Source organism: Desulfonauticus sp., assembly GCF_055126295.1.
In genome coordinates, this window is the sequence record NZ_JBSRHE010000002.1 from 144,387 (window position 1) to 159,056 (window position 14,670).

Consider the following 14,670-nt stretch of genomic DNA (forward strand, 5'->3'; position numbering starts at 1 on the left):
CCTTACCTTGCCTTTATGGATTTACAAACCTGTAAACAAACCATACAACCTGCACACAACACTTCATCTATTTTGACCTGGCCATCCTGGATATAAAAGGCAGGACAAGCTAATTCTTGTACACAAGAAAGACAATTATCACATTCTGCACTTATATAGGCCTTTTTGGTTTTCTTTACTCCCAGCACCTTGCGAGCAAAAAGAGGACAGGGCTCTTCAGTAATAATAACCCTGACCCCTTTTTCCTCTTTAAATTCCAGGATAGCCTCTTCCAGGGCCTTTTGATTTAGGGCTTTAACCCGTTTTACCTTATTTACTCCCAGGGCTCTTACCACAGGCTCGATTTCTATTGGAGTTACCTGCGTGGCCATGGGTTTAGCTGTTACTCCAGGATGAGGCTGGTGCCCGGTCATAGCAGTGGTTTTATTGTCTAAGATAAAAAGTAAAATATCATGTTGATTATATACTGCATTGGCCAGACCAGTTAAACCTGAATGAAAAAAGGTAGAATCCCCAATAAAGGCAATTACGGGCTTATCACTTCTTATAGCCAGTCCAGAACCAGCAGAAACAGAAGAACCCATACACAAAAGAAAATCTGCCATCTTTAATGGGGGCAAAATTCCCAGGGTATAACAACCAATATCAGAAGAATAATAGGCATCATCACCAAAAATTTTGCGCACTCTATAATATACTGAACGATGAGGACAGCCAGCACAAAGATTGGGAGGCCTTTTGGCCAGATCTTCTTCAACACAAAGCTCTGTAGCCTTATATTCTTCATTGGTCAGCTTAAACAAGGCCTGTGCCACTAACACAGTAGAATATTCTCCAAACAAAGGAAGCCCTATATTTTTACCCCAGACTTCTACTTTAAGTCCCTGTTGCTGCACTATATTTCTAATCTCTTTTTCCACAAGAGGTTCCAATTCTTCCAAGACCAAAACCCTGTCCACACCTTGTAAAAATTCCAAAATCAGTTCTTCGCTTAAAGGATAGGTAAATCCCAATTCCAGAACCTTAAATTGAAAGTGAGGATGGTCGGTAAGCACATCCTTAAGATAAGCTCTGCTAATACCAGAGACCACTATTCCTATATTTCCTTCTCCCCATATTTTATTAAAGGGAGATTTTTGGACTTCCTTTTTTATAGCTTCCAGTTTTTCCAGTAGGATTTTATGCCTTTCTCTAGCTACAACAGGAATGGGTACAAAACGCCCAGGATTTTTTTCCAGACTTCCCTTTTGCTTTACTTCAGCTAAAGAATCAAAAACCACTTCTCCTCGCAAGTGATTCACTCTAGTAGTGGTGCGTAATAAAAAGGGTTGTTCATATTTTTTAGAAAGCCTAAAGGCTTCCCTGGTCATGTCTTTACACTCTTGGGCTGAAGAAGGTTCAAAACAGGGAAGCCCAGCCATCCTGGCATAATAGCGATTATCTTGCTCATTTTGGCTGGAATGACAAAAGGGATCATCTGCGCTTAAAATAACCATTCCTCCTGGAGTACCAATATAGGCCAGGGTAAAAAGTGGATCTGCAGCTACATTTACTCCCACATGCTTCATGGTCACCAAACTGGGCACTCCACCTAAGGCTGCTCCTCCAGCTACTTCCATGGCTACCTTTTCATTGACAGAGTATTCAAAATAATAATTAACTTCTTGCTCTCTTTGTAAACGATAAAAAGTATCTGGAACTTCTGAAGAAGGAGTGCCTGGATAACAGGAAACCACACTTACTCCTGCTTCTAACGCCCCTCTAACAATAGCTTCATTGCCTAACAGTAAAACCTTCTTCCCTGGCTCATCTTTTAAAAGTAAACTCATCTTCTCCCCTCTTTTAGCCTATATTTTTTCTTTTAGATTACTTATTTTAGCATCTAAATAAGAAGTATCTTCCTGCTTAAACTCTTTTTTTAATTCCACATAGTAAGCATAAGCATTTTTAAAATCATTCATTTTCTCAGCTAAAAAAGCCTTTTTAAATAAAGTTTCTCGTTTATAATTTTTGTATTCATCCAAATCAATAGTTGAAACAAGATTATAAGCTTCTTTATAATCTCCCTTATCCATTAAAATATTTACCTGACTTAAAACACAAACAGCAAAAATATCATCATCTAGTTTTTTTAAATTTTCAAGCACATCATAAGCTTTGTCTAAATTGTTATTTTCAAAATACAAAGAAACCAGTTCCACATATATAGAGGGTTTTAATTCTGAAGGAGCTTTAGTTAAAAAACTTAATAAATCTTTTTCCCTGTCTTTAGAAGAAACAATAAGCATGCCCAATTCTTTTTTAGCCTTATTTAGACTAGAATACTTATAATATTTATAACCAGAATAAGCACCTACTAAAATTATAACTCCTCCTAAAACAATACCTATGGTTTTAAGGTTATTGACAATAAATTCTAAAAAAGGGTGTATGGTTTCATCAGCTTCTTCTTCTATTTGCTCTAAAATATTTTTTTTGTTTTCTTCCATTGTCTTCTCCTATTTGTTTTTTTTGGCTTTCACTTCCCTTCTAAGCCACTCATACCATTTATCCACCCCTTCACCAGTTTTAGCTGAAAGGGGAAAAATCTCTATTTCGGCATTTAAGCTCTTGGCAAAATTAGATGCCTTTTCCAAACTGAAGTCCACATAAGGCAACAAATCTACCTTATTTAAAATCATTACCTTGGACTCAGCAAAAATAAGGGGATATTTTTCTGGCTTATCATCTCCTTCTGCCACACTCAAAATGGTTACCTTATAATCCTCACCCACAGAAAATTCAGCTGGACAAACCAAATTACCCACATTTTCCACAAACAAAATATCCACATCCTTTAAATCCAGCTTATTTACAGCTTCTAAAACCATGCTACTATCCAGATGACAACCACCATCAGTATTGATTTGAATGGCTTGAGCACCAGTGGCAGCCACTCTTCTAGCATCATTGTTGGTCTGTAAGTCTCCTTCAATTACAGCCATTTTAAATTCATCTTTTAGCTCTCTTAGAGTTCTCTCCAGTAAAGTTGTCTTGCCTGCTCCAGGAGAACTCATTAGGTTTAAAACCAAAATTTTTTGCTGCAAAAACATCTTTTTTAATTCTTGAGCTATTCTTTCATTGGCTTCTAAAATATTTCTTACAACTTGAATCTGCATTTTTCTCTCCTTAAAGTTATTCTGCCTCTATTTCTTCAATAATTAACTCTTTTCCAGAAATTATTTCATGGCCAAACTCTGCCTCACAATAGGGACAATAGACAACAAGCACTTCATCTGGATCAGGAGAAAACTCCTTTTTGCATTTCCTGCATCTAGCTCTTAAGGGCACTTCTTCAGTGATAATTTTAGCATCAGCCAGAGGAGTATCCACAGTAAGCACCTTAAAAGCAGTATCCAAAGCTTCAGGAACAATATTGGTAATCCTTCCGTATTTAATTTTTACTTTTAATAACTTGCTTACATTATGTTTGGCCATTTCTTCTTTAATAATTTCCAGAAGAGACTGGGCAATAGAAAGTTCATGCATTTTATTTCCCTTCAATTAAAAGCTTAAATTATAGGTAGCAACAAATTGACTTAATCTTTCTCTGGACTTTTCTAATTTTAATTTTAACTCTTGCTTATACTTCTCCAGGTCAATCTCTTTTCTGGCTACTTTGGTTTGCATAGCTGCTTCTGCTACTGCTGGAGCTTCCCACTCTAAAATACGCAAATCCAAGGGCTTGGGGATAATATAATCTGGACCAAATTCCAAGTGCTCAAGCCCATAGGCCTTTAGAACTTCTGCTGGTACTGGTTCTTTGGCCAGGGCAGCTAAAGATTTTGCTGCTGCCAGCTTCATCTCTTCATTTATTTTTCGAGCATATACATCCAGAGCTCCCCTAAAGATAAAAGGAAAACCAGAAACATTATTGACTTGATTGGGATAATCAGAGCGTCCTGTGGCCATAATACAATCAGGCCTTACCTCTTTAGCCACTTCAAATTCTATCTCTGGGTCCGGGTTGGCCATGGCAAAAATAATGGGGCTATTGGCCATGGACTTAACCATTTCTGGGGTTAAAATACCTTTTACCGAAAGGCCTACAAAGACATCTGCTCCCTTCATTACCTGAGCTAAAGAGCCATAGTCTTTGTCCTGGGCAAATTCCAGTTTTTGCTCGTTTAAGTTTTCTCGCCCCTTGTGAATAAGGCCTCTGGAGTCAAACATAAAGATATTTTCCTTTTTCACTCCCAAACTCACATAAAAACGACAACAGGCAATAGCAGCAGCTCCAGCCCCAGAAACAACCATTTTGACCTTGTCTATATCTTTTCCCACGATCTCCAGGGCATTTAACAGACCTGCGCCAGAAATAATGGCTGTACCGTGCTGGTCATCATGAAAAACAGGAATATCCATTTCCTCAATCAGTCTTTTTTCTATATAAAAACATTCAGGAGCTTTAATATCTTCTAAATTTATCCCTCCAAAAGTGGGCTCCATAGCTTTGACAATCTCAATTAACTGATCAGGATCAGAAACTCGCAAATTAAGGTCATAAACATCAATATCCGCAAAAATTTTAAATAAGACTCCTTTACCCTCCATTACAGGCTTGCCTGCCTCCGGGCCAATATTACCCAGCCCCAGGACAGCTGTACCATTGGAAACCACTGCCACTAGATTTCCCTTATTGGTATATTCATAAACTTTGTGCTTATCTTTTTCTATTTCTTTACAGGCCAGGGCAACACCTGGAGTGTAAGCCATGGACAGGTGTTTTTGAGTAAGACAGGGCTTGGTAGGTACCACTTCCAGTTTACCCTTCCTCCCCTGTTGATGATAAGTCAGGGCTTCTTCTGGAGTAAACAAAGCAGACATATTTCCTCCTAAAATTTAATTTGACCATTACCTTTAAGCTAGTTTAGACTGGGTTTCAAGGAATTTAACCTGAGAAAAATTTTCTCTAATTAAAAAATGAAAAAATATCTTATCCTATCCCTGGCAACTCTTCTTTTGCTTCTAACCTTTTTAGGCTATAAATTCTTTTTAGCAGAACCAGAGGTTATAAAAATAGGTCTTTTGGTCCAGCTATCTGGCCCAGGCTCAGAATTGGGAGTAAATGTAAGAAATGGAGTGAGAATAGCCATAAAAGAAATAAACCAGCAAGGAGGGATTAAGGGGAAAAAAATAGTACTCCTGGTAGAAGACAATAAACAGGATCCTGCTTTAGCCCAAAAGCTAATGCTCAAGTTAATCCAACAAAAAGTAAAAGCCATTATTGGCCCCATTACCAGCAATATTGCTCTAAAGATTGTACCCCTGGCCAATAAACATCAAGTAATCCTTTTAAGCCCCACTGTTTCCACTCCTCTTTTAGCAGAAAAAGATGACTATTTTTTTCGCCTGGAAAGTCCTTCCACTGAAGAAGCGAGACAACTGGCTCAATTTGCCAGAAACTTCCTTAAGCTAAATAAAGTGGGTATCCTCTGGGACGCCCAAAACCAGGCCTATACTTATCCCTATCAAAAAACCTTTGTTCAAGAGTTTACCCAATTGGGTGGAAAAATCGCCTTTAACTTAAGTTATAAAGACAACTATCAACATATAAGTAGTACCTCTCTTTCCCACTTTTCCAGTCTAACCCCTAAAGACGGCCTGCTTTTTATTTCCAATGACCAGGATTTACTAAAAGGCGCAGAATTTCTTATTTCTCCTGCCCAGATTATTCTTTCTGCAGGTTGGGCCATGACCCAAACTATCAAAATCAATTACCCTATTCTTTTTAGAAAAAAAATCTTTTTTGCTTCCACCAGTTATCTAAAAAAAACAGTAAAGGAAAAACAGTTTGACCAAATATATCTAAATAACTATGGCAGATTACCCAATTTTGCTGCCTATCGGGGCTATGACAGCCTTAAAGTCCTGGCTAAGGCCTTAAGCTTAGGAGATGACTTAAAAAAGGAACTGTTAAAAATAAAAAATTTTCCAGGCCTTCAATATAAAATTACCTTTAATCGCTTTGGAGACTTAAATTTACCTGTTCACATCTATACCCTAAAAAATGAAGACTTTAGCCGAGTAGAATATGGACGCTAAAAGTATTCTGGAAATAGGCAATAAATTTACAGTAAAAAAGATTACTGTCCCTTCTATTTTAATAGTCATAGTACTTATTTTTTCAGCCATATACTTTCAATTTTTTATCTGGCTAAAAACAAGTAAAGAACATAGTAAATTTATCTCTCAACACATTAAAATATTTCTGGATATAAATGAAAAACAGTTAAAAAAAATAGAAACTTATTTAGATTACAACTTATATAGCTATACTCTAAACGAACTTTCTCTACCTTTTTTTGCCAGAAATATATTTGTCTTAAATAAAGAAAAGGAACTTGTCTTATCCTATCCCAAAAATCACAAACTGCCTCGTCTAGAACATATATTCGATAGGATAAAACAGGATATTAACTATTCTGTACCTTACTATTCAATAAATTTAAACCAACTAAGCATATCTCTTTTGGATACATCTCCGGCTAATTTTTCCTATCTTGTAGAATTGGATTTAGCAATTTTAGACAATACCTTAAAAAAATTAGTAGACTTTTCTGTCGATGATTCTATTCTAGTTACTGATAGATTTGGAAATGTATTTGCTTCCAATCAAGAGGAATTTATACGTACCCAGGAAAATATAAATCATTTTAATTTTTTCAGTCAACTAAAGACTAAAAATTCCTTTATTGGAATAGAAAAAATACTTGGTTCCTATTATGTAATTTTTGCTAAAAAGGAAAATAACTTTGTTATTGCCCAATTAACTAAAATTAAAAAAATTATAATTCCTGCTATTGGATTTATAATATTTGTCATAATTGTTTTAAGCATATTAAATACTTATTTAATATTTTCTATCAACACTTTTGTAAAAAAGAATATAGCTTCTCGCTTAAAAGAATTAAGTAACATCCTTTCTAGACCTGAAGATGAACAAATTATTATTAGCAACCTATCGATCATAAAAAATAAAAATTATTTTCAAGAATTAAATGTTGTAATTAACAAACTTATTTATTACTTAAAAGAAATAGACAAAAAAAATAAATTTTTAAGTCAAAAAAATACAGAGCTAAGTTTTCTGATTAACAATCTACCCCTCTGGTTATGGTATTTAAAATCTCCCACCACCTTTGGTCTGGTCAATAAAAATATGGCCCATTTTTTCGGTTACGAACCAGAAGACCTGTCTTATCAAGATATTGAATCTAAATTATTAACCTCAAAAGAAGTGGTTCAGGAAAATATAGAAGAAAATAAGAAAATTTTTGCCCAGGGAATTATAGGGCAAAAACAAAGTTGGTATGAAAACAAAACAGGAGAAAAACGACTTATAGCCATTACCAAAATCCCTATTTTTAAAGAAAATACCAATAAAGTAGAAAGTGTTATTTGTGTGGGAATGGATCAAACAGAGGTGTTTTTAGAGTCTCAAAAAAGAAAAGAACTGGAAAAAAGGCTTTTAAAGGTACAAAAACTGGAGACAATTGGCACCCTGGCTAGTGGGATTGCTCATCATTTCAACAATCTTTTGCAATCCATTCTTTTCTACATTCAAAAAGTCAAAAACAAAGAAGAAAACAAAGAAATTATTCAAAAAATAGAAACACAGGTAAAAAAGGGCAAAGGATTTGTGCAAAGCTTACTTAATATAAGTCACAAAACTCCAGAAGAAATGGAAGTTTTTGAATTTAAAAATTTCATAGGCAATATAGTAGAGGTTATAAAAAACTCTTATCCCAAGAATATCAAGATAGAAGCCATTCTTCCTCCTTCAGAAATCAAAATTAAAGGCAATCCAGGGTTGCTGGAACAAGCAATTTTAAATATCACCAATAATGCTAAAGATGCCTTGAAAAATGAACCTGCAGGAAAAATAACTCTCAAAGTAGAGAGTGTTCAAGAAGAAACAGGTCAAAACTGGTTAGAAATCACCATCTCAGATAACGGACCTGGCATAGCTCCAGAAATAAGAGATAAGTTGTTTGAACCCTTTTTTACCACCAAAGGCATAGGCGAAGGTACAGGCCTGGGGCTTTACCTGGTATATCAAATAGTAAAAATGCATAAGGGAGAAATATCCCTGGAAGAAACTACTAAAGGTACCGCTTTCAAAGTCCTGTTGCCTATAACAGAAGAAAGGGAAGAAAAAGGATCAGAGCAGCAAAAACAAGTAAGCTCACTTCCCCAACTAAACACCATACTTTTAGTAGATGATGAAGAAATGATTGTAGAGGGCCTGGAAGAATTTTTAACCTCTGCTTTTAAAGTAAACATTCTAAAGGCCTTAAACGGCCAGGAAGCTTTAGAAGTTTTTCAAAAATACAGCCAGGAAATTTCCCTGGTTATTCTTGACTTAGGACTACCAGGAATAAGTGGAGAAGAAGTACTAAAAAAGATAAAAACCTTGCATCCCAAAACCAGAGTTATAGTTTGTTCTGGATACCATCATCATCCCATTGCCAAGAACCCCAAACAATTTGGAGCAGAGCTTTTCTTAAGTAAACCCTATGATTTTGAACAACTGATAGAATCGATAAAGGGAATCTTTTATGCAGACTAATTATGACTCCATTGTGGTTAACTTTGTCCAGAAGAAAAAAGGGCACTTTATCCTGGTAAGTGATGATGCCCTTTTTGAAAAGACCTTTTTAGCCATGCTCAAGACTCTGGCTTTAACTGAGGATAGTCTCACTTTAGCCACTTTAGACACGCTTATATTAAAAGTAAAAGAAAATATAGAATATGGAAACTTTCCCCTAGTTATTTTAGAATTATTTTTAAAAGGAAATTATAATATAGAAAAAATAAAAGAATTAAAAAATATTTTTAAAAATATCAAAATTATTTGCCTGACAAATGAGATAGATCGAGATAAGATAGCTCATATACTTGAATATGGAGCTGATAATGTTATTGTAAAACCCGTATCCATAAATTCTCTCATCCAAAAAATAGCCTTTACTGTAAAATCAAGTGGCCTAAGTAAACTTGTTGATAAATGTAAAGAACTTATAGAAAATAATAACCTTGAAGAAGCAGAAAGCATAGTAAATAAAATTTTAAAGATAAAGCCAGATAGTTCTATAGCTTATATTTTAAAAGGAGATATATTTAAGAAGAGAAATAAAATAAAAGAAGCAGAAGAATGTTATTTAGAAGCATCTAAAAGGAGCAAGTTATATCTTGAACCACTAAAAAAACTGGTAGAACTGCATGAAGCAATAGGAGACCTGGAGAAGAAATTAGCTTATTTAAAACGTCTGGATAAACTTTCTCCCCTTAATTATAACAGGAAAATAGAAATTGGAAAAACTTACATAGATTTAGATAAGGTTGATGAGGGTAAAGAATATTTAGATGAAGCGGTCAAGCAAATAAAAAAATATTCTCAAGAAATTTTAGCCAGTACCCTTATGGACATTGCTCTTAAAATCAAAGATAAAGTTCCCCATCTAAGCTCTAAGTATATAGAAGAAGCCATCAATTTTAAGGCAGATTTATTAAATATCAATGATCTCTGGATGTTTAATGAATTGGGAATCTTACTTAGAAAACAGGGTAAGTGGGAAGAAGCAGCCAGGTATTATCAAAAAGCTCTAAAAATTGCGCCTGCAGATAGCCATTTACACTACAACATTGCCCTGGCCTACTTAGAAGGAAACAAGCCATACAAGGCCTTAGACTTTGCTCAAAAAGCCTTAGATCTTGATCCAGAACTACCTTTAAAGGGTGAAAATATTGCCTATAATCTAGCCTATATTTTTTATAGAAGCCATAAGGTAATCGAGGCCCAAAAGATGCTGTCCCTCTGTTTTCAGCAAAACCCAAGGCATGCCAAAGCCATTGAACTTGCTCGCAAATTAAGAGGTTAGAGTTGTTTTCTCTCCTGATATTCTTTTTTTAACTGTTCCCAGAGCTTTTTTTCTTGCTCACTAAGGGCTAGCTCTCTGGCCTTTTGATAGTGGAATTTAAACTTTCCTTCTTCTTTTTTTAAAAGATAGGCATAGGCCAGGTTTAAGTGGGCCTGAAAAAAATTTCCCTGTTTGCCGTAAAAAATGCCTAGTTCTTCTCTAATCTCTGGACTATAGGGCATTTTTTCCAGGGCTTCCTGAAAATATTTTAAAGCTGTTTTCTCTCCCTTTTCAGCCAGAGCCCTGGCATAATAAAAAAGAGCCAGGGTATCTTTGGGGTTCAACAACACTGCCTGCTGCAAATTGTTCAAAGCCAGGTCAATTTTCCCCAAACGATAGTAAAATAAACCTATTTCTCTTTTAAACACACTATTATTAGGGCATTTTTTTAATTTTTCAAAATAAGTCAAAGCTTCTTTAAACCTATTTAGCCTTCTTAAAGCAATAGCTTTACCCAACAAGGAATAACAATCTTCTCCTTTAAAAAAGGACAAGGCCAGGTTAGGATCTGTATATTTGGCCCAAAGTAAGGTTTGTACCAATTTTAATTGTTCACTTTTTTGCAGGTTTAAAGGAATATTAGCCCTTTTTAGCCTATCTTCTAAATAACCAATACGCTCATTCACCTCTGGATGCGTAGAAAGATAAGAGGGGATACTACTACCACTCAACCACCTTTTTTTTCTAATTAATTCAAATACCTGAACCATCCCCCAGGGGTTATAACCGCTCTTAACTAAATAATTAAAACCCACCTGGTCTGCTTCGCGCTCATTTTCCCTCGTATATTTAAGCATAAGGGACTGGGCTCCAGCCACAGAACCAATGACCATAGCCTCTCCCATTTCCCCTTTGCCCAAAAATACCCCAGCCAGTAAGGTGGCCAGGCTTCCCAGGCTAACCAGTTGAGATTGTTCTATGTTTTTAGCCACGTGTCTTTGCGTGAGGTGGGCTAACTCATGGGCCAAGACTCCAGCCAGTTCACTGTCACTCTGAACATTCATAATCAGCCCAGAATAGACCACCATATACCCAGCTAAGGTAGCAAAGGCATTGAGAGAGTTATTTTCCACTACATCTACTTCTATTTTAAAAGGATAATAGGGAGCTTCCTTAGCCAGTTTGGCTACCATACCTCGCACATAGGAAGTAATTTCTGGGTCTTCAATCAAAGGCAAACGAGAACGAAGGAGTTTTTTAAATTTTTGGCCTAATTCAGCTTCTTTTTTTAAACTAAATTCTCCTAAAATAGCTGCTGAAGGCCGGGATAAATTAATCCCCAGCAAAAAAACCAGAAAAAAAATAAATAGCTTAAGGGGACGCATTAGTTTTTTATTTGTTCATCATATCTAAAAACTCTTTATTGGACTTAGTTCCTCGCATTTTATCCAGCAAAAATTCCATGCTTTCCAGGGGATTCATAGGAGCCAATACCTTGCGTAAAATCCAAACCCTATTGAGCACATCAGGCGGTAAAAGCAATTCTTCTTTTCTGGTGCCAGAACGATTAATATCAATTGCAGGAAACACTCTCTTATCAGCTAAATGTCTATCCAGATAAAGGTCCATATTGCCAGTACCCTTAAATTCTTCAAAAATAACTTCATCCATTCTGGACCCAGTATCAATCAAAGCTGTGGCAATAATGGTTAAACTTCCACCCTCTTCTACATTTCTAGCTGCACCAAAAAAACGTTTTGGACGCTGTAAGGCATTGGCATCCAGGCCACCAGAAAGTACTCTACCAGAAGAAGGAGTAACAGCATTATAAGCCCTAGCCAATCTGGTAATGCTGTCCAGTAAAATAACCACATCCATTTTTCTTTCTACTAAACGCTTGGCCTTTTCAATAACCATTTCAGCTACTTGCACATGTCTCTGGGGTGGTTCATCAAAGGTGGAACTAATAACTTCAGCCTTTACTGTCCTGGCCATATCAGTAACTTCTTCTGGTCGTTCATCAATAAGTAAAACAATCAAATATACCTCAGGATGATTGGCATTGATGGAGTTGGCAATGGTCTGCAAAAGCATGGTTTTACCTGTTCTGGGCGGAGCCACAATAAGTCCCCTTTGGCCCTTGCCAATTGGTGTAAGCAAGTCAATAATCCTGGAAGAATAATTTTCAGCTCCATTTTCAATTATGAATCGTTCATCAGGATAAATGGGAGTAAGATTGTCAAATAAAATAATGTTCCTTAATTCTGAAGGTGGAGCAAAGCAAATTTCATTTATTCGCAATAAGGCAAAATATCTCTCCCCTTCTTTGGGGGGACGTATCTGCCCAGTAATCACATCTCCTGTGCGCAATCCAAAGCGCCTGATCTGAGAAGGAGAAACATAAATATCATCAGGACCAGGCATATAACTATACATGGGAGAGCGTAAAAAACCAAATCCATCAGGCAAAATTTCTAAAACACCTTCTCCATAAATAGAACCATTTTGCGAAGCATAAGCCTTTAAAATGGAGAAAATAAGTTCTTGTTTGGTGAGTCCACTGGGATTTTCTACTTTAAATTCAGAAGCCAAATTCATCAATTCACTCATAGACTTTTGCTTCAATTCCGATAAATTCATACACAAAAACTCCTCTTATTTAACATATTTTTAATTTACTTTCTTATCTCAAGATTATTGGCAAGAGAACGATCTATCTTTATATCTTTGGATTATCTAAACAGGCTGGTTTTTTTTGAAGGGGTCTTTAACTTAAAGACTTTGATAATTACTTAGAAATTTTACCAAAAAAAATCAACTTATTTTTCTTTTACTTTTTCTTCTTCAGAAGTTTGAGATGTATTTTTTTTCTTTAAAATGTCAACGAAAAAGCTCTCTATCTTTTTTTTGGCTTCACTTTGAGTTATATTCAAGGCATAAGAAAGTTCCATAGAAATCAAGGACATAGCCTGTTCCAACAATCTTCTTTCTCCAAAAGAAAGTTCTTTATCTTTGCTAATCAAATAAAGTTCTTTTAACACATACGCTACATCTTTCAGATCATTACTTTTCAACTTTTCAGAATATTCTCGATAGCGTCTATTCCAATTTTGACCAGTATAACCAGTAAAATCAGAACGATCTTGCAAAAACTCTAAGATAGCTTCACCCTGCTCTTTGGAATAAACAGAACGCAAACCCACATTTTCTGCATTACTTACAGGTACCATTAAAGTAACATTGTTACTCAAAATTCTAACAATATACAACTTGGTCTTAACTCCACCAATCTCCTGCTCTTCTATTTTTTCAACCATTCCCACTCCTTGAGCAGGGTAAACAACCAATTCACCAACAGCAAACACCTTTTCAAGCCTCCTGTTAAAAAACTCTCAATTCTTAACCATTAGTTAGAAATACTATAGCCTAAAATCCAAAACAAGTCTATGCTTTTTACAAGAGTTATTAGACAAAAATATTCTCAAGATTCAAAGAATTAAATTTTTCCTGAGCTCTGGCAAAACCCTGGATTAAACAACATTTTATAGCCTCTACACTTGTTTTAATTATCCTGGCCAACATTTCTTGTTCTTCAACATAAAAAGGGGAAAGCACATAATCTGCGATATCTTCACCCTTTTGAGGTCTGCCAATCCCAATTCTTAAGCGCAAAAAGGCATTACTCCCCAAACAAGCACATACAGACTTAAGGCCATTATGACCGGCTGTCCCCCCACCTTGTTTAAACTTAATTTTACCTAAAGGCAGATCCAGTTCATCATGTACAACTAAAATATTTTCACTGGAAAAGGAGAAAAAATTAGCCACTCTTTGCACTGCTATTCCACTTCTATTCATATAAGTAGAAGGCTTTAAAATAAAATATTTATTCTCCAAAAAATTTACCTGAAACAAGTCTCCTAAGATATTTTGTTGCTTTATAACTTGCACTTCTTCTGCTTCTAAAAAGCTATCAATTATCTTAAACCCAATATTATGACGCGTAAATGTATATTTATTTCCTGGATTACCCAAACCAACTATAAGTTTTATCATTTAAACCTCAAAACAAAAGCCCCTTTCTCTAGAGAAAGGGGCTTTTATTCTTATGTTAATACAAAATAATTCCAATTAAAAAAGATTAACCTTATTCACTTTCTTCTGTTTCTTCTGCTTCACTTTCCTCAGTTTCAGGCTCAACCACACCTACTACTGCAAAATTTTCTTCAAAAACAGCTTTAACACCTTCTGGCATCTTAATTTCATCAATATGTAGATTCTGATTTAAATCTAAATCTGTAACATCTATTTCTATTACTTCGGGGATGTGTAAAGGCAAACATTTTACTTCCAGTTCTTCTCTAAAAATTTCTAAAACGCCACCTTTCTCTATTCCCTTAGCTTTACCTACAACTTTAATGGGTACCATTAAATCCACTTCTTTTTCTAAATTAACCCCATAAAAATCCACATGTAAAACCATATTTTTTACCGGATGTTTTTCCACCATCCAGATCAGAGATGGTTTTTTTTCTTCACCTTCTCCATTGGTAATAGTTAACTCTACTACCTTGGTGCTACCAGCCTCCTGCCAGCTTTTCAAAAAGGCACTTTTGCGTACTTGTAATAAAATATTCTCACCTTTAAAATCATAATAGACTGCAGGGATATATCCTTTGCTTCTAAGTTTACGACTCTTTTCCTTTCCTTTTACATCTCTTTTTTCTACCTCAAGAGTAATCATCTCAGCCATCTTTGACTCCTTCAA

13 protein-coding genes are annotated in these 14,670 nt (G+C 35.5%); 3 read left to right on the plus strand and 10 right to left on the minus strand.

Annotated elements, in window-relative coordinates; translation table 11 throughout:
• Positions 1–2: 2 nt before the first annotated feature.
• Genes iorA through ACTCIM_RS01910 form a run of 5 tightly spaced genes read right to left on the minus strand, consistent with a single transcriptional unit; the run spans position 3 to position 4,866 of the window.
• The gene (gene iorA, locus ACTCIM_RS01890; protein WP_472313534.1) at positions 3–1,829 is read right to left on the minus strand and encodes an indolepyruvate ferredoxin oxidoreductase subunit alpha; all 1,827 of its coding nucleotides are present in this window, start codon (positions 1,827–1,829) and stop codon (positions 3–5) included.
• A gap of 18 nt (positions 1,830–1,847) precedes the next feature.
• A complete protein-coding gene (locus tag ACTCIM_RS01895; RefSeq protein ID WP_472313536.1) occupies positions 1,848–2,489 on the minus strand; it encodes a hypothetical protein in 642 nt (213 codons plus the stop codon).
• A 9-nt stretch (positions 2,490–2,498) separates the two neighbouring features.
• On the minus strand, positions 2,499–3,158 hold the full coding sequence (gene hypB, locus ACTCIM_RS01900; RefSeq protein ID WP_464279987.1) for a hydrogenase nickel incorporation protein HypB: 660 nt from the start codon (positions 3,156–3,158) through the stop codon (positions 2,499–2,501).
• A gap of 16 nt (positions 3,159–3,174) precedes the next feature.
• Positions 3,175–3,528 (minus strand): hydrogenase maturation nickel metallochaperone HypA/HybF, encoded by a 354-nt coding sequence (locus ACTCIM_RS01905; RefSeq protein ID WP_472313539.1) that lies wholly within the window; start codon positions 3,526–3,528, stop codon positions 3,175–3,177.
• Positions 3,529–3,543: 15 nt separating this feature from the next.
• A complete protein-coding gene (locus ACTCIM_RS01910; protein ID WP_472313540.1) occupies positions 3,544–4,866 on the minus strand; it encodes a malic enzyme-like NAD(P)-binding protein in 1,323 nt (440 codons plus the stop codon).
• Between the two features lie 96 nt (positions 4,867–4,962).
• Here ACTCIM_RS01910 and ACTCIM_RS01915 point away from each other — a divergent pair, with 96 nt between their 5' ends.
• From ACTCIM_RS01915 to ACTCIM_RS01925, 3 genes are read left to right on the plus strand one after another with little or no spacing between them, the layout of a single operon-like run.
• Positions 4,963–6,084, plus strand: a complete 1,122-nt coding sequence (locus ACTCIM_RS01915) for an ABC transporter substrate-binding protein (protein ID WP_472313541.1) — start codon at positions 4,963–4,965, stop codon at positions 6,082–6,084.
• Complete coding sequence (locus tag ACTCIM_RS01920) at positions 6,074–8,611, plus strand: PAS domain-containing sensor histidine kinase (protein WP_472313543.1); 2,538 nt, start codon at positions 6,074–6,076, stop codon at positions 8,609–8,611. The genes ACTCIM_RS01915 and ACTCIM_RS01920 overlap by 11 nt, the downstream gene beginning before the upstream one ends.
• Positions 8,601–9,923 (plus strand): tetratricopeptide repeat protein, encoded by a 1,323-nt coding sequence (locus tag ACTCIM_RS01925; protein WP_464279992.1) that lies wholly within the window; start codon positions 8,601–8,603, stop codon positions 9,921–9,923. Before ACTCIM_RS01920 ends, ACTCIM_RS01925 begins: the two co-directional genes overlap by 11 nt.
• On the opposite strand, the gene ACTCIM_RS01930 is transcribed toward ACTCIM_RS01925, so the two are convergent.
• From ACTCIM_RS01930 to ACTCIM_RS01950, 5 genes are all read right to left on the minus strand, one after another.
• Positions 9,920–11,287: a M48 family metalloprotease gene (locus ACTCIM_RS01930; RefSeq protein ID WP_472313545.1), complete on the minus strand. Its 1,368-nt coding sequence runs from the start codon at positions 11,285–11,287 to the stop codon at positions 9,920–9,922. The genes ACTCIM_RS01925 and ACTCIM_RS01930 overlap by 4 nt on opposite strands.
• A gap of 7 nt (positions 11,288–11,294) precedes the next feature.
• On the minus strand, positions 11,295–12,542 hold the full coding sequence (rho, locus tag ACTCIM_RS01935) for a transcription termination factor Rho (RefSeq protein ID WP_472313547.1): 1,248 nt from the start codon (positions 12,540–12,542) through the stop codon (positions 11,295–11,297).
• Between the two features lie 179 nt (positions 12,543–12,721).
• Positions 12,722–13,267, minus strand: coding sequence for a CarD family transcriptional regulator (locus ACTCIM_RS01940; RefSeq protein WP_472313550.1), 546 nt, complete (start codon positions 13,265–13,267; stop codon positions 12,722–12,724).
• 100 nt (positions 13,268–13,367) lie between these two features.
• Positions 13,368–13,958, minus strand: a complete 591-nt coding sequence (gene pth, locus ACTCIM_RS01945) for an aminoacyl-tRNA hydrolase (RefSeq protein WP_472313552.1) — start codon at positions 13,956–13,958, stop codon at positions 13,368–13,370.
• A 91-nt stretch (positions 13,959–14,049) separates the two neighbouring features.
• Positions 14,050–14,655 carry a 50S ribosomal protein L25 gene (locus tag ACTCIM_RS01950; RefSeq protein ID WP_472313553.1) on the minus strand — a complete coding sequence of 202 codons (606 nt, stop codon included), beginning with the start codon at positions 14,653–14,655 and terminating at the stop codon, positions 14,050–14,052.
• Positions 14,656–14,670: the final 15 nt, after the last annotated feature.